At 74.2% G+C, this 14633-nt stretch carries 18 protein-coding genes; all 18 read right to left on the bottom strand.

Translation table 11 applies throughout. The annotated features are described in order from the left end of the window. Positions 1–58: 58 nt before the first annotated feature. Positions 59–1192, bottom strand: coding sequence for an EscU/YscU/HrcU family type III secretion system export apparatus switch protein (locus BLR12_RS01390; RefSeq protein ID WP_091372474.1), 1134 nt, complete (start codon positions 1190–1192; stop codon positions 59–61). A 3-nt stretch (positions 1193–1195) separates the two neighbouring features. After that, positions 1196–1960 carry a flagellar biosynthetic protein FliR gene (gene fliR / locus BLR12_RS01385; RefSeq protein WP_091372471.1) on the bottom strand — a complete coding sequence of 255 codons (765 nt, stop codon included), beginning with the start codon at positions 1958–1960 and terminating at the stop codon, positions 1196–1198. A gap of 5 nt (positions 1961–1965) precedes the next feature. Further along, on the bottom strand, positions 1966–2241 hold the full coding sequence (gene fliQ, locus BLR12_RS01380; RefSeq protein ID WP_091372469.1) for a flagellar biosynthesis protein FliQ: 276 nt from the start codon (positions 2239–2241) through the stop codon (positions 1966–1968). A gap of 79 nt (positions 2242–2320) precedes the next feature. Beyond that, positions 2321–3157 (bottom strand): flagellar type III secretion system pore protein FliP, encoded by an 837-nt coding sequence (gene fliP, locus BLR12_RS01375; protein WP_091372466.1) that lies wholly within the window; start codon positions 3155–3157, stop codon positions 2321–2323. Next, on the bottom strand, positions 3157–3543 hold the full coding sequence (gene fliO / locus BLR12_RS01370) for a flagellar biosynthetic protein FliO (protein WP_091372463.1): 387 nt from the start codon (positions 3541–3543) through the stop codon (positions 3157–3159). Before fliO ends, fliP begins: the two co-directional genes overlap by 1 nt. Then, positions 3540–4289 (bottom strand): flagellar motor switch protein FliN, encoded by a 750-nt coding sequence (gene fliN, locus BLR12_RS01365; protein WP_091372461.1) that lies wholly within the window; start codon positions 4287–4289, stop codon positions 3540–3542. Before fliN ends, fliO begins: the two co-directional genes overlap by 4 nt. After that, on the bottom strand, positions 4286–5239 hold the full coding sequence (locus BLR12_RS01360) for a flagellar motor switch protein FliM (RefSeq protein ID WP_091372459.1): 954 nt from the start codon (positions 5237–5239) through the stop codon (positions 4286–4288). The genes fliN and BLR12_RS01360 overlap by 4 nt, the downstream gene beginning before the upstream one ends. Positions 5240–5359: 120 nt before the next feature. Then, complete coding sequence (gene fliL / locus BLR12_RS01355; RefSeq protein ID WP_091372456.1) at positions 5360–5833, bottom strand: flagellar basal body-associated FliL family protein; 474 nt, start codon at positions 5831–5833, stop codon at positions 5360–5362. Then, positions 5826–6734: an OmpA/MotB family protein gene (locus BLR12_RS01350; RefSeq protein ID WP_091372455.1), complete on the bottom strand. Its 909-nt coding sequence runs from the start codon at positions 6732–6734 to the stop codon at positions 5826–5828. The genes fliL and BLR12_RS01350 overlap by 8 nt, the downstream gene beginning before the upstream one ends. Continuing rightward, positions 6731–7501, bottom strand: coding sequence for a motility protein A (locus tag BLR12_RS01345; protein ID WP_091372452.1), 771 nt, complete (start codon positions 7499–7501; stop codon positions 6731–6733). Before BLR12_RS01345 ends, BLR12_RS01350 begins: the two co-directional genes overlap by 4 nt. Before the next feature lie 3 nt (positions 7502–7504). Next, the gene (locus BLR12_RS01340) at positions 7505–7801 is read right to left on the bottom strand and encodes a flagellar FlbD family protein (protein ID WP_091372450.1); all 297 of its coding nucleotides are present in this window, start codon (positions 7799–7801) and stop codon (positions 7505–7507) included. A 282-nt stretch (positions 7802–8083) separates the two neighbouring features. Beyond that, positions 8084–9298, bottom strand: coding sequence for a flagellar hook protein FlgE (locus BLR12_RS01335; RefSeq protein ID WP_091372446.1), 1215 nt, complete (start codon positions 9296–9298; stop codon positions 8084–8086). 92 nt (positions 9299–9390) lie between these two features. Then, positions 9391–9813 (bottom strand): flagellar hook capping FlgD N-terminal domain-containing protein, encoded by a 423-nt coding sequence (locus BLR12_RS01330; protein ID WP_091372444.1) that lies wholly within the window; start codon positions 9811–9813, stop codon positions 9391–9393. Positions 9814–9828: 15 nt separating this feature from the next. After that, on the bottom strand, positions 9829–11145 hold the full coding sequence (locus tag BLR12_RS01325; protein WP_091372441.1) for a flagellar hook-length control protein FliK: 1317 nt from the start codon (positions 11143–11145) through the stop codon (positions 9829–9831). After that, a complete protein-coding gene (locus tag BLR12_RS01320) occupies positions 11142–12104 on the bottom strand; it encodes a transglycosylase SLT domain-containing protein (protein ID WP_091372438.1) in 963 nt (320 codons plus the stop codon). The genes BLR12_RS01325 and BLR12_RS01320 overlap by 4 nt, the downstream gene beginning before the upstream one ends. Beyond that, positions 12092–12547: a flagellar export protein FliJ gene (locus BLR12_RS01315; RefSeq protein WP_091372436.1), complete on the bottom strand. Its 456-nt coding sequence runs from the start codon at positions 12545–12547 to the stop codon at positions 12092–12094. Before BLR12_RS01315 ends, BLR12_RS01320 begins: the two co-directional genes overlap by 13 nt. After that, entirely contained in the window at positions 12544–13848 is a 1305-nt protein-coding gene (locus BLR12_RS01310; RefSeq protein WP_091372433.1) for a FliI/YscN family ATPase, read from the bottom strand. Before BLR12_RS01310 ends, BLR12_RS01315 begins: the two co-directional genes overlap by 4 nt. Before the next feature lie 61 nt (positions 13849–13909). Further along, on the bottom strand, positions 13910–14575 hold the full coding sequence (locus BLR12_RS01305) for a FliH/SctL family protein (RefSeq protein ID WP_091372432.1): 666 nt from the start codon (positions 14573–14575) through the stop codon (positions 13910–13912). Positions 14576–14633: the final 58 nt, after the last annotated feature.

Here is a 14633-nt window from a genome sequence, read left to right as displayed (position 1 = left end):
GGCACCCAGGGGCACCGCCGTCCGCCCCAGCCGTCACGCCCGCCCCAGCCGCCCCGCGTCAGCGGCGTGCGCCCGCCCGGGGGAGGTCCCCGACGTCCGGCGCGGCGAAGCCGGGCCGGTGGAAACCGCCCTGCACCCCGCGGGCGGACAGCTGCATGACGAAGGCCAGCACCCGGGCCACGGCGGTGAACAGCTGCGCGGGCACCTCCTGGCCGATCTCGCAGGAGGCGTGCAGCGCCCGGGCCAGCGGGACGTCCTGCACCAGCGGCACCCGGGCCTCGGCCGCGCGCTCGCGGAGCTTGGCGGCGACCTCGTCGGCGCCCTTGGCGACCACGCGCGGGGCGCCGCGGTCGGGCTGGTACTTGAGCGCGACGGCGACGTGGGTGGGGTTGACCAGCAGGACGTCGGCGTCGGCGACCTCGGCCATCATCCGGTTGCGCGACATCGCCATCTGGGTCGCCCGTCGCTGCGCCTTGACGTGCGGGTCGCCCTCGGAGTTCTTGTGCTCCTGCTGGATCTCGTACTTGCTCATCTTGAGCTGCTTCATGATCTGCTTGCGGACGACGACGTAGTCGGCGATCGCGATGCCGAGGCCGGTGACCGCGACGACGCGGAACATCAGGACGGCGGAGTCGGCGAAGGTGGCCGTGACCGCCGACAGCGGCAGCGCGCCGGCCGAGGACACCAGCTCCTGCGCCCGGTCGCTGGTGACGACGACGACCGTGCCCAGCGCCGCGGTCTTGATGACCGCCTTGGTCGCCTCCCACAGTCCGTGGCCGCCGAACATCCGCTTGATGCCCGGGAAGGGGTTGAGCTTCTTCAGCGTCGGCTTCATCGGCTTGCTGGTCACGGTGACCCCGCCCTGCGCGGCCGAGGCGACGACGCCCACGACCATCAGGGCCACCGCCGTCGGCAGCGCGACGGTGACGAAGGTGCTCAGCGCCTGGCCGAGCAGCGCCGTCACCGCCTCGACCTCGGGCTCGGCGACCACCACGCCGACCTGCACGAACATCCGGCCGACCTCGTCGAAGGCCGTGCGGGCCAGCATCGGCAGCAGGAAGCTCGCCACCGCGACGCCGGCCCAGGTGCCCAGCTCCTGGGTCCGCGGGATCTGGCCGTCCTTGCGCGCCTTCTTCAGGCGCTGCGGAGTCGGGTCCTCTGTCTTCTCACCGCCGGGACCGTCCTTGGCCACGGCTCACCCGCTCCGCAGGGAGACCATCGCCCGGGCCGCGTGCTCCAGCAGCGAGTCCAGGGCCGGGGGCAGCAGCGGGAAGGTCAGGCCCAGCAGCGCCAGCGTCAGCATGATCTTCACCGGGAAGCCGAAGGAGAAGATGTTGAGCGCGGGTGCGGCCCGGGACAGCAGCGCCAGCGCGACGTCGGCGAGCAGCAGCACCGCGACCATCGGGCCGGCGATCTGCAGCGCCGCCAGGAACATCAGCGACAGCGCGGTGATGAGCACCTGGGCCAGCTGCTCGGTGGGCACCGTCCCGCCGACCGGCAGCCCCTCGTAGGAGGTGGCGAAGCCGCGCACGATCAGCAGGTGCCCGCCGCTGGTGAACAGCAGGGTCACGGCGAGGAGGTGGTGGAGCCGGCCGACCGAGGAGCTGGTCGTCATGGACAGCGGGTCGTAGGCCGGCTGCAGCGAGAAGCCGCCGGTGAGGTCGATGAGGTCGCCGGCGTACTGGATGGCGGCGAACAGCACCTGGACGACGAAGCCCAGCGCCGCACCGATGGCGACCTCGGTGACCGCCCCGACCACGAGGAACCCGGTGGTCGGCTCGGGCAGGTCCGGGGCGATGCGGGTCATCAGCGCGACCGACAGGGCCAGCGCCAGCGCCCCCTTCACCGGGGCCGGGATGCTCCGGGAGTTGAACGGCGGGGCGAGCAGGACGAAGCCGGTGGCCCGGGCGGTGCCGAGCAGCAGTGCCACCAGCGAGCCGGCCGGGACCTCGAGGTCCACGGTCGCTACGTCCGGTCGAGCAGCCGCGGCAGCGAGTCGAACAGGTTCTGGGTGAACGTGACCAGCTCGGAGAGCACCCAGTTGCCCGTGACCAGCAGCGCGATCGCCACCGCGATGACCTTCGGGACGAAGGACAGCGTCGGTTCCTGGATCTGCGTGGCCGCCTGGAACAGCGAGATGAGGAAGCCGACCAGCAGGGCGGTCAGCAGCACCGGGGCGGCGACCTTGGCCGCGACCAGCATCGTCTGGACGGCGATCTCGGTGACGTCGGCGTCGCTCATGACTCGACTCCGCGCTCGTTCCGCTCCTCGGTCGCTGGCGCTCCCTGCGATGCTCGCTCGCGCGTCGTCTTCGTGGCACTCACCCGTAGCTCCCCACCAGCGCCGTCGTGATCAGCGCCCAGCCGTCGACCACCACGAACAGCAGCAGCTTGAACGGCAGGGAGACGATCACCGGCGGCACCATCATCATGCCCATCGACATGAGCGCGGCGCTGACCAGCATGTCCAGCACCAGGAACGGGATGAACACGACCAGCCCGATGATGAACGCGCTCTTGAGCTCCGAGAGCACGAACGCGGGCACCAGCGTCGTCATGCTCACCGCGGCGGCGTCGGCCGGGGCCTCCTCGCCGGAGAGCCCGACCATCAGCGACAGCTCGTCCTCGCGGGTGTTGTCGAGCAGGAACTCCCGCAGCGGCACGACGCCGGTGTCGTAGGCCTGCGTCACCGTCATGGCCCCGTTGAGGTAGGGCTGGACGGCGATCTCGTTCATCTCGGAGAACACCGGGCCCATGACGAACAGCGTCAGGAACAGCGCGATGCCGGTGAGCACGGTGTTCGGCGGCGACATCTGCATGCCCAGCGCGTTCCGGGTCAGCGACAGCACCACGATGATCTTGGTGAACGAGGTGGCCAGCAGCATCACCGCCGGCGCCACCGAGAGCACGGTGATCGCGAGGATCAGGGTGATCGAGGTGCTGGGGCTGCCGCCGCCGATGGAGATGTCCACGCCGCCCTCGACGGCGGGCACCACGGGGGCGGTCGGGGCCGTCGGCGCGGTCGGCGCCTCGGGGGCCGCGGACGCCGGGCCGGCCAGCAGCGCGAGCACGACGCCGAGCAGCGCCGCGAGCAGCAGGACCAGCCCCACGCGCCGCGCGACCGGGACGCCCCGGACCGGGGCGGGGGAGGTGGTCATCAGCGGCGGACCGTCCGCTCCCGCAGCTGCGCGACGAACGTCGTCCAGCCGTTGCGGTCGAACACCGAGCCGGCGAGCGCGGGCACCCCGGCCGCGGCCGGCGCGGCGGTGGCCGGCCGCCGCTCGGCCATGGCCTCGGCGACGAGGTCGCCGTCCACCTCGGCGAGCAGCGTGACCTGCTCCTCGGTGGAGCCGACGACCAGCACACGGTCGGCGATGCGGACGACGCTGACGCTGCTGGCCCGGCCCATGCGCTGCCGGGCGACCACCTCGATGAGGCCGTTGCCCTGGCCGACACCGCGCTTCTGCGCGACCCGGGCGGCGAACCAGAGGACGGCGCCGATGAAGGCCAGCGAGAGCACCAGCCGGACGACCATCCAGGTCATGGCTGCTGGCCCCCGAGCTCGGAGGCAGCGGCGTCGGTGACGATCTCGCTGATCCGCAGGCCGAAGTCCTCGTCGACGACGACGACCTCGCCGCGGGCGATCAGCGTGCCGTTGACCAGCAGGTCGGCCGGGGCGCTGGCGGCGCGGTCGAGCTCGACGACCTCGCCGGGGTGCAGCGAGAGCAGCTCGCCGACGGTCATCCGGGTGCGGCCGATCTCGACGGTGACCTCCATGGCCACGTGCCGCAGCAGGTCCAGGCTGCCGCGCTGGGTGCGTGCCTGGGGCAGTGTGACCTGCAGCGCGAAGACCGCCTCGACCGTGCCGCCGCCGGCCAGCAGCGGGACGGCGACGAACATGCCCTTGTCCCGCAGGCCGTCCATCGCGGCGTCGGGCTCCTCGGTGCGCTCGGCCTCCACGCGCACGCGGCCCAGCGTCGCGGCGGCGGCCTCGAGGGCGGGGCGCAGCGCGGTGGCGACGTCCATCGGGCCGACGGGGGAGTTGGCGAGGGCGTCGACGATCTCGGCCGAGACGACCAGGACGACGTCCCCGCTGACCTCGCCGGAGAGGCGGGCGGCGACCGCGGTCGCGGCCGTGGCCGGCGCGAGGACGGCGTCGGGGTCGCTCACCGGCGCGCCGGGGACGAGCTCGGTCGTCGCCGGCACCAGCGCGGCGGCCGCCCGGGCGGCCGACGCCACCACGGCGATCACGGTCTCGGAGGCCTGCGAGTGCTCCACGGTGGCGCTCATGCGGTGTCCTTCTGGGATCGGTGCGAGGAGGTGGCCGGGGTCGGCACGATGGCCGCGGCGAGCCGGCGGCGGTGGTTGCTGGCGATCGCGTAGGCGAACGTCACGTCGTTGGTGGTGACCTCCAGCGGCGCGTCCTGCGGGTGGCGCAGCAGCAGCACGTCACCGACGGCGAGGGACAGCAGGTCCTCGGAGGAGACCTCGAGCGAGGCGAACCGCACGCCCACGTCGACGGGCACCTCGGTGAGCCGCTCGCTGAGCGCCTCGAAGGCGCGCCGCCGCTTGGCCTGGGCGGACTCCGACAGGGTCGGGGAGGCGGCATTGCTCAGCGCCCCCTGGAACGACGAGAAGGGGAGCACGAGGGTGGCCTCGCCGGTGCGGGGGCCGATCCCGATGTCGAACGAGGCGACCATCACGGTGTCCGAGCCGGACGCGGCCTGGGCCAGCTGCGGGTTGTACTCCACGTCGCTGAGCTCGGGCTGCAGCTCGACGATGTGCGCGAAGGAGGCGGTGAACTCCGACAGCAGCCGGGTCAGCAGGTGGTTGGTGATCGCCGTCTCCATGACCGTCATCGGCCGGTCCGGCTGGTCGGCGGCGCCGGAGCCGCCCAGCATGTGGTCGACGGCGGCCATCGCGATGTCCAGCGGGTAGGCCAGCACGCCCTTGCCGGCCAGCGGCTCGAGGGTGAAGGTCGCGATGAAGCACGGGTCGGGCAGCGAGGTGACGTAGTCGTCGTAGGAGTGCTGCTCGATCCCGAGCAGCTCCAGCCGCGCGCCGGCCCGCAGCATCGTCGTCAGGACGGTGGTGGCCTGGCGGGCGAAGGCCTCCTGCGCGATCTGCAGCACGCGGACGTGCTCGCGGGAGAGCTTCGTCGGCCGGCGGAAGTCGTACGTGCGGGGTTCGCCGCGGCGGCTGCGCCCGGAGGGGGCGGGTCCGTTCTCGGGGCGGGTCACGTGGAGGTCATCGGCGGGGAACGAGTCCGCCCTGACCGGCGGCGGGAGGCGCTGCCGGTCAGGGCGGACGGGTGTGACGGGTGGTGCGGGGGAGACGCGTGGCCGCGGTCTCCCCGGCGGTCACTGGGTGACGTACTCGGTGAGGTAGATGCCCATGACCAGCGGGACGCCGTCCTCCGTGTAGGCCTCGATGATCTTCTGCTCGAGGGACTCCTTGAGGGCGTCCCGGGCACCGACCACGTCGGCCGGCTGGGCCTGGGAGTAGGTGGCGATCACCAGGTCGAGGGCCTTGGCGCCGTCGACGCCGCCGCCCCCGTGCCCGTCGCCGGCGGCGGCGACGGTGTAGTCCAGGGTGATGCCGATCTTGAGGTAGCCGCCGCCGGCGAGGTTGACCGCGATCGGCTCCAGGGCGACGTACCCGCCGTGCTCGGGGGCCGGGGCCGCCTCGGCCTCGCCGCTGCCGGCGAAGAGGAAGAAGTACGCGGCGCCGGCGACGGCGAGCGCCACCACGAGGCCGATGACCAGCAGCTTCTTCTTGCCGCCGCCCTTGGCCTCGTCGTCCTCGGGGGTCTCTGCCTTCTTCTTGTCAGCCATCGGTGCCTTCCTGGGGTGTGCCGGCGTCCAGGCCGGGGAGCAGATCGTTGGCCTCGGCAGAGGCGGTGGACATGACGACGACGTCGACGCGGCGGTTGACGCCGATCGCCTCGGGGTCGGTGGTCGCGACGAGCGGCCGGGTGTCGGAGTAGCCGTTGGCGACCAGCCGGTCCTGCGGGACACCGCCGTCGGCCAGGTAGCGGACGACGGTCGTGGCCCGGTAGGCCGACAGCTCCCAGTTCGACGGCCACATCCCGCCGAGGGTGACCGGCAGGTGGTTGGCGTGCCCCTCGACGTTGAGGTCGTTGGGCAGCCCGCTCAGCGTGGGGGCGACCGCGTCGAGGATGGCCCGACCCTCGGGCCGCAGCACGGCCTCCTCCGCGTCGAAGAGCACCTGGTCGGCCACGATGTGCACGACCAGCCCGCGCTCGTCGATCTCGTAGCGGGCGGCACCGGCGTACCCGGCGGCGGTCAGGGCCGCGTCGAGCTGGTCCCGGATCTCGGACAGGTCCTCGTACTGGGCCTGCGCCTCGGCGGCGACCTGCTGGGCCTCGGCGAGCGCGGCGGCCGCGGCGGCGGCGTCGACCTCGGCCTGCTCGACGGTCTGCTCCGGGGCGATGGCCGAGGCGATGTCGATGGCGCCGGGGAGCCCGTCGAGCGGCTCGCCGTCCGGCGTGGGCGCCGGGATCACCGAGACCGGCGTGCCGAAGGCGTCGGAGAGGCCACTGGCGAGCTGGGCGAACTTCTGCTTGTCCACCTGGCTCATCGCGTACAGCACCACGAAGAGGACGAGGAGCAGCGTCATCATGTCCGCGTAGGACACCAGCCACCGCTCGTGGTTCTCGTGCTCCTCCTCCTCGTGCTTCTTGCCCCGGCGCCGGCCGTGGCCGCCGGAGCTCACGCGGCCTCCTTGGCCAGTTCACTCGGCGGGATGAGGGAGGTCAGCTTGAGCCGGACGGCGCGCGGGCTGGTGCCGGCCTGGATCTCGGCGATGCCCTCGACCAGCAGCTCCATCTGCGCGGCCTGCAGCTCGCTGACCCGCACGATCTTGGCGCCCATCGGCAGGAACCAGAAGTTCGCGGCCATGACGCCCCACAGCGTGGCGACGAACGCCGCGGCGATCATGGGGCCCAGCGCCTCGGGGTTGCTGAGGTTCCCCATCACGTTCATCAGGCCGACGATGCAGCCGACGATGCCGATGGTGGGGGCGTAGCCGCCCATCGTCGTCATGAACTTGGCGGCGACCTTGTCCTCGGCCTTCTTGGCGCCGATCTCGCTCTCCAGGACGGCGCGCAGCTCCTCGGGGTCGGTGCCGTCGATGCCCATCTGCAGGCCGCGCTTGAGGAACGGGTCCTCGATGGCCTTGACCTGCGCCTCGAGGGCGAGCAGGCCCTCCTTGCGGGCCTTCTCGGCGAGGCTGACCAGCGTCTGGATCTGCTCGGTGGCCGCCGGCACCTTCGCCGGCATGAGGGCCAGCTTGAACCAGCCGGGCATCTTCTTGAGGTCGTCCATCGTCTGGCCGGACATCGCCGCGCCGAAGGTGGCGACGATGACCAGGATGATCGCGGGCAGGAAGAGCAGCGACATCGGGTCGGCGCCCTCCATGACCATGAAGATCAGCAGGGCGACCATCGAGATGACGAACCCGATCAGGGTGGCCGGGTCCATGGGTCAGCGCTCCTCGCGGGCCGGGAAGGGGACGACCGAGGCGCGGGTGCCCAGCGGGGCGTCGTCCTCCGTCGAACGGGACGGCGAGCGGTAGGTGCCGCGGTCCATCTCGTAGGCCGTGGCCAGGATGCTGGCGCGGTACTCGCGGATCTCCACGAGCACCTCGTCGACGCTCTCCGAGACGACGTACTTGGTGCCGTCGACCAGGAACACGACGGTGTCGGGGTGGCCCTCGACCCGTTCGACGAGGTCGGGGTTGAGCGCGAACCGCTCTCCGTTCAGGCGCGTCACACGGATCACGGGGAGTCCTCATGGTCGATAGGGAGGGGGTGGCGGCGTCCGCTCGCGGGGCCGCCGGTCTGCAGGAGTCATCGGCGTCGCGCGGGCACGGCTTGAGCCGAACAGGGCGCCTCACCCTCCGGGGTGAGACCGGTGTGACCTGCGCGGACACCGGGGCGTACCGACGACGGCGGCCCGGCACCTCGGACGAGGTACCGGGCCGCATGGCACCCGTGGAGGGCGGCCCTCCTGCAGGGGCCCGCCGCGAGCCTGCGAGCGGTGGGGGGCAGGAGGGTCCTTCACTTACCGCTTCAGGTTGACCAGGTCCTGGAGCACCTCGTCGGAGCTGGAGATGACGCGGCTGTTGGCCTGGAAGCCGCGCTGGGCGACGATCAGCCCGGTGAACTCCTCGGCCAGGTCGACGTTGGACATCTCCAGCGCGCCGGCGATCAGGCTGCCGCGACCGCCGGACCCGGCCTCGCCGATGGCGGGCTGGCCGGAGTTGTCGCCGACGCGGTAGGAGCTGTTGCCGGCCTTGGCCAGGCCGCCGGGGTTGGCGAAGGTGGCCAGCGCGATCTTGCCGATCGGCTCGCGCAGGTTGTTGGAGTAGACGCCCATGACCGTGCCGTCGCCGCTGAGCGAGATCGACTGCAGCGAGCCCATGGCGTTGCCGTCGACCCGGGCCGGGGCGAGCGAGGACGGACCGCCGAACTGGCGCAGCTCCGCCAGGTCGATCTGGATGCCGTCGGGCCAGACGCCGTCGGTGGGGGTGAACTCGTAGGTCGCACCGGTCGCCGGCTCGCCCTCCGTGCCGACGGCGGTGCTGAAGGTGACCTGCGTGTTCAGCGTGCTGGTCCCGTCACTGGTCCGCACGTCCCAGGTGTTGGCTGCGGCGTTCTTGCTGAACGCGATGGTGACCTGCTTGGCGGTGCCCAGGGCGTCGTAGACGGTGATCTGGGTCTGCACGCCGGTGCCGCTGGCCGCCGCGCTGGAGAGGTTGCCCACAACGGCGCCGGTGGTGGTGCGCTCGGGCTGCATGACCCCGCCGAAGGGGACGGTGAGGGTCTCGATCGCGCCGTTGGTGTCGACCACGCCGCCCTCGGCCATCCAGCCCTGCAGCAGGGCGCCGTCCGGGGTGACCAGGTTGCCCGCGGCGTCGTAGTTGAACGACCCGGCGCGGGTGTAGACCTGCTCGTTGCCGGCGCGGGTCACGAAGAAGCCGTCGCCACTGATCATGAAGTCGGTCGACCGGCCGGTGTTCTGGGCCGCGCCCTGCTCGAAGTTGGTGGTGATGCCGGCGACCTTGACGCCCAGGCCGACCTGGGCCGGGTTGGTGCCACCGGCCTGCGCCGACGGCGCCGAGCCGTTGCGCACGACCTGGGACAGGGTGTCCTCGAAGACGGTCTGCGAGCTCTTGTAGCCGACGGTGTTGACGTTGGCGATGTTGTTGCCGGTGACGTCGAGCTTGGTCTGGTGGGCGCGCAGACCGGAGATCGCGGAGTTCATGGAACGCAGCACGGGGTGCTCCTCTCAATAGGGTGATCAGGGGTGGCCCCCGTGCAGGGCCCCGCCGTGAGCGTGCGAACGGTGGGGGGCACGGGGGTCCTTGCTCAGCGCGTGCCGGGCAGCGAGACCTCGGTCAGCCGGCCGATCGGGACGTCGACGCCGTCGACGACGGCACTGGGCTCCTCACCGGAGATCCGCACCGAGCCGACCGTGCCGGTCACGGTCGCGCCCTTCTCGTCGGTGTAGCTGACGCTGTGGCCGACCAGGGCGCCGGCGCTGAGCGACCGCTGCAGGGCCACCAGCGAGGCGTTCTGCGCGGCGATCTCCTCCAGCTTCTCCACCTGGGTGAACGTCGCGGTCTGCGACATGAACTCGGTGGTGCTGGTCGGGCTGTTCGGGTCCTGGTAGCGCATCTGGGCCACCAGGAGCTGCAGGAACACGTCCTTGCCCATCTGGTCGCTGCGGGTGACGGTGCTGGTGGCGGTCGTGGTGGCGGTGCCGCCCACCCCGCCGACGGGGCTGGTCATCGGTCGGTGCTCCTCTCAGACCCGGACGTCCAGGCCGGACGACGGGACGGCGGTGGTGGCGACGGGGGCGCTGCGGCCCGCGTCGAGGTCGGTGCCCCGCAGCCACGGGCGGCCGCGGCCGTCGGGCTGCCCCTGCCGGCCGGCGCGGTCGCCGGCGGCGTGCTGCTGGGCCGAGGCCCAGGAGCCGCCGGGATCGCGGTCGACCGAGGCCTCGGTGAGGCTGAGGCCGGCGCCGGCCAGGTCGCGGCGCAGCTCGGGCAGGGCCTCCAGCAGGGCCGCGCGGCCGGCCTCGGTGGCGCTCTTCAGCGCCAGCTCGACCGTGCCCTGGGTGAGCGTCACCTGGACCTCGACCGGGCCGAGCGTCTCCGGGGTGAGCACCACGGTCATGGTGTGGGTGCCGTCCGGGGCGCTGCGCAGGACGGCGACCTGCTGCGCGACCTGGCCGGCGACCGGCGGTGCCGGCGCCGCCGGTTCCGCGGCCGCGGCGGGTGGCACCGCGACGGGAGCCGGGACGGCGGGAGCTCCCGCGGGGGGTGCCGGCGCGGCGGCCGGCGCCGGCAGCGGGGTGTCCTGGTCGGGGGCCGGGCCGGTGTCGCCGCCCGCGCCGTCGGCCGTCGCCGACGGGGCGGCCGGCTGGGGGAGCGGGACGACGCCGTCCGGGGCCACGGGTGCCGGCGCGGTCGGGGCGGGGGTGACCGGCGCGTCCGCGCCGGCGAGCACGACCGTGATCCCCGGGAGCGGGTCGGTGGCCGCGCCGGCCGCCGGGGCCGGTACGGCGGTCCCGGGCAGCACGCTGCCGGCCGCCGGGGTGTCCGCGACGGGGACCGCACCGGCCGGGAGCCCGGTCGTCCCGGGTGCGGGGACGCCGGCGGGGGGCGTCGCGGCGGGCGGTACCGCGGCGGGGACGCCGTCCGGGACGACGGGTGGCGTGACCACGCTGCCGGCCGCTACAGCGTCGGCGACCGCGGCGACCGCGGCGACCGCGGCGACCGCGGAGCCGGCGGCCGCGTGGGCGACGGCGTTCGCCGGCCCGGGCGCGCCCGGGCCGATGCCCGTGAGCAGTGCCCACAAGCCGGGCGGCATGCCGGCGCCGGAGACGGCGGGCTGCTCGGTGACGGGCTGCTCGCCGTCCGGCGCCTCGGGAGCCGGCTCCACGGGGGTGCCCTCGTCCTCGGCGGCGCGCTCCCGGCCGCGGGGGCCGTCCTGCCCGCGCGACACCGCGTCGTCGAGTGCGGAGGCGAAGCGCTCGCCGCCGTCGGGCGATCCGGTCGCGGCGGGGCCCGCGGCGGTGGGCGCAGGCGCCGGTGCGGCGGCCGCCAGGGGAGCTGTCATCGGAGGGCCTCTGCCTTGCTCATCACGGAGCGGACGTAGTCCTGGGTCTCGGCGTAGGGCGGGATGCCGCCGTACCGGCGCACGGTGCCGGGCCCGGCGTTGTAGGCGGCCAGGCCCAGCTCGGTGGAGCCGAACTGCCCGGTCAGCTCGGCCAGGTAGCGGGCCGCGCCGTCGACGGCCGAGGCCGGGTCGAACGGGTCGACACCCAGGCCCCGGGCGGTGGCGGGCATGAACTGCATGAGGCCCTGCGCGCCGGCGGGGGAGACCGCGCCGGCGTCGAAGGAGGACTCCTGCTGCGCGACGGCCGCGAGCAGCGCGGGGTCGACGCCGTGCCGGGCGCCGGCGCGGGTGAACAGGTCGGCGTAGGGGACGCCGGACAGCGACGCGGTGGACGACGCGGTCCGGGCGGACGCCGGCTCCGCGGGCAGCACCCGGCGGATGACCGACGGGTTCCCCACGTCCTGCACCTTGACCACCTCGCCGGCCTGCGGGGCGGCGATCATCTTGCCGTCGCCGACGTAGATGCCGACGTGGTCGATCCCGGGGCGCTCCGGTGAGTAGTCGAAGAACACCAGGTCGCCCGGGCGGGCGTCGGCCAGCGAGGCCACCGCGGTGCCGGCCGTCGCCTGCTGCGAGGAGGTGCGCGGCAGGTCGATGCCGAGGTTGCCGTAGACCAGCTTCGTGAAGCCGGAGCAGTCCAGCCCCTTGGCCGGATCGGTCCCGCCCCACAGGTAGGGGACGCCGAGGTACTTCCGCGCCTCGGTGACGACGGCGCCCTCGGAGGCGCTGCCCGCCGTCCCCGCGGTGGTCGCGGGGGTGGCGCCGGCGCCGGCGCCGGTCAGCCCGGCGGCCGCGGCGGCCGCCGTCCAGTCGGCGTTCGCCACCGCCGGGCGCGGCGCGGTCAGGAAGCGGGTCTGGATCTCGCTGATCCGGGAGTGCACCGCGGTCAGTCCGTCCACGCCGACTCCCCGTCGGTGCGGGTGCGGCGGCCGGAGCGGCCGGTGACGAGGTCGTCCACGGTCCTCTCCTCGGCAGCCTGCTCGGCCAGTCGCACCGCCTGGACGTGACGTTCGCGCAACCGCTCCAGGCCCTTGGTCCGCTGGGCGGCCGAGGTCCACGCCGCCCGGACCAGCTCGGCCTGCTCGGCCGACGCGGTCGCCAGCGACCGGGCCGCGGCGGCGTCCTCCGCGGCCAGCCGCGCCGTCGCCAATATCGCGACAAAGGCGAGGGAGTCGGTGGGACCGGTCGGCACGGTCGCGATGGCGGCGGCCTCGGCCGAGGCAGCCCGGCGGTCGGCGTCGGCGGCCGCCCGGGCGGCGTCGGCGGCCGCCAGCGCGGCGGCCCGCTCCTCGGTGCGGCGCAGCTCGAGGACCGGCTGCAGCCGGAAGGTCGCCCGTCTCACGAGCGCACGATGCGGTTCAGCCACGCCCAGGAGTCACGGGCCGGGGTGAGCTCGCCGGTGGGCTGCTGGAGGAACGCCTCGATCGCCGGCGCCAGCTGGCGGGCCCGGTCGACCAGCGGGTCGGTGCCGGCCTGGTAGGCGCCGATCTCGATGAGCTCCTTGACGTCGCGCAGCGCCCCCATGAGCCGGCGGACCTCCCGCGCGTCGGCCATCTGCGGCGGCGCGACGACCGCGGTGGCCACCCGGGAGATCGACTCGAGCACGTCGATCGCGGGGAAGTGCCCGGCGGTGGCGAGCTTGCGGGTGAGCACGACGTGGCCGTCGAGGATGGAGCGGGCGGTGTCGGCGATCGGCTCGTTGTGGTCGTCGCCGTCCACCAGCACGGTGTAGAGCCCGGTGATCGAGCCGACCGCGGCGGTGCCGGCCTTCTCCAGCAGCCGGGGCATCATCGCGAAGACGCTCGGCGGGTAGCCGCGGGTCGCCGGGGGCTCGCCCGCGGACAGGCCGACCTCGCGCTGGGCCATCGCCGTGCGGGTGATCGAGTCCATCATCAGCAGCACGTCGCGGCCCTGGTCGCGGAAACCCTCGGCGATCCGGGTCGCCACGAACGCTGCCTTCAGCCGCACCAGCGGTGGCTCGTCGGAGGTGGCGACGACGACGACGGTGCGCGCCATCCCCTCCGCGCCGAGGTTCTCCTCGAGGAACTCGCGCACCTCGCGGCCACGCTCGCCGATCAGCCCGATGACCCGCACGTCGGCGTCGGTGCCACGGGTGATCTGGGCCAGCAGGGTCGACTTGCCCACGCCGGAGCCGGCGAAGATGCCCAGCCGCTGGCCCTTGCCGAGCGGGACCATCGTGTCGAGCACCCGGACGCCGGAGGTCAGCGGCTCCTCGACGCGGGTGCGGGTGAGCGCGTGCGGCGTCTCGCTGGCCAGGTCGACGAATTCCAGCGACGGGTCCAGCGGGCCGCGGCCGTCCACGGGGCGGCCGAGCCCGTCGAGCACCCGGCCGAGCAGCGCCTCGCCCACCGGCACCTGCAGCGGCATGCCGGTCGCCCGCACCCGGGCGCCGGCGTGCACGCCGGAGAGCTCACCGAGCGGCATGCAGGTGAGCCGCTCGCGGGACACGGCCACGACCTCGGCGAGCAGGCCGCCGCGCGGTGAGGGGTTGACCTCCACCAGGTCGCCGACGGCGGCCACGACGCCCTCGACCGACAGGGTCAGGCCCATCGCGCCGACGACCGAGCCGGTGACCTGCGGGCGGGCGGCGGCCCGGGCGCGCTCGAGCAGCCCGAGCGTCACGACTCCTCCTCGCTGGCGCTCGGCGGCGTCGTGCCGCAGCGTGCTGCGTCTCCGCGTGAGCTCACGACGCCAGCACCGCCCGGACGCGCTCCAGCGCCGCGCCCAGCTGGGCGTCGACGCGGACGGGGCCGGTCTCGACGACCGCGCCGGCGCGCTCCACGGCGAGGTCGCCGACGACGCGCACCGTGCCGGGCAGCTCGGCCAGCGCCTCGGCGGGCAGCTCGGCCAGGTCGTCGGGGTGCAGCCGGACGACGGCCGGCTCGTCGGTCGGGCACAGCGTCAGCGCCCGGCGGACGGCGTCCATCACCGGGTCCTCCGCCAGGGCGAGCTCGCGGCAGAGCAGGTCCTCGACGAGGGTCGTGACGATGGTGATCACCGAGTCGCGGACGTCCTCGGCGACCGGGACGGCGGCCTCCTCCAGCTGGGTCACCGCGGCGCCGAGGGCGGCGGTGGCCGAGACCATCCGCCGCTCCCAGCGGGCCTGCACCTCGGCCAGGCGGGCCTGCGCGGCGCGCTCGGCCTCGGCGACGACGGCGTCGGCGGCCTGGACCCCCTCGGCGTGGCCGGCGGCGTAGCCCTCCTGGCGGGCGTGCTCGCGCAGCCGGGCCAGCTCCTCGGCGTAGACGTCGCCGAGCCGCAGCGCGGTCCGGCCGCCGGGCACCGGGACGTCGGCCGCGCGGCGCACCGTCGTCCGCCGCTCGGTGGTCTGCTGCGGCGGCACGGGCACTGCGCGCGTGTACGGCGCCCGGGGTGCCGCCTGCGCCGCGGTGCCGCCGCGCAGCAGC

This window comes from Geodermatophilus sp. DSM 45219 (assembly GCF_900104025.1).
GTDB lineage: Bacteria > Actinomycetota > Actinomycetes > Mycobacteriales > Geodermatophilaceae > Geodermatophilus.
This window is presented reverse-complemented; position numbering and strand designations above follow the sequence as displayed.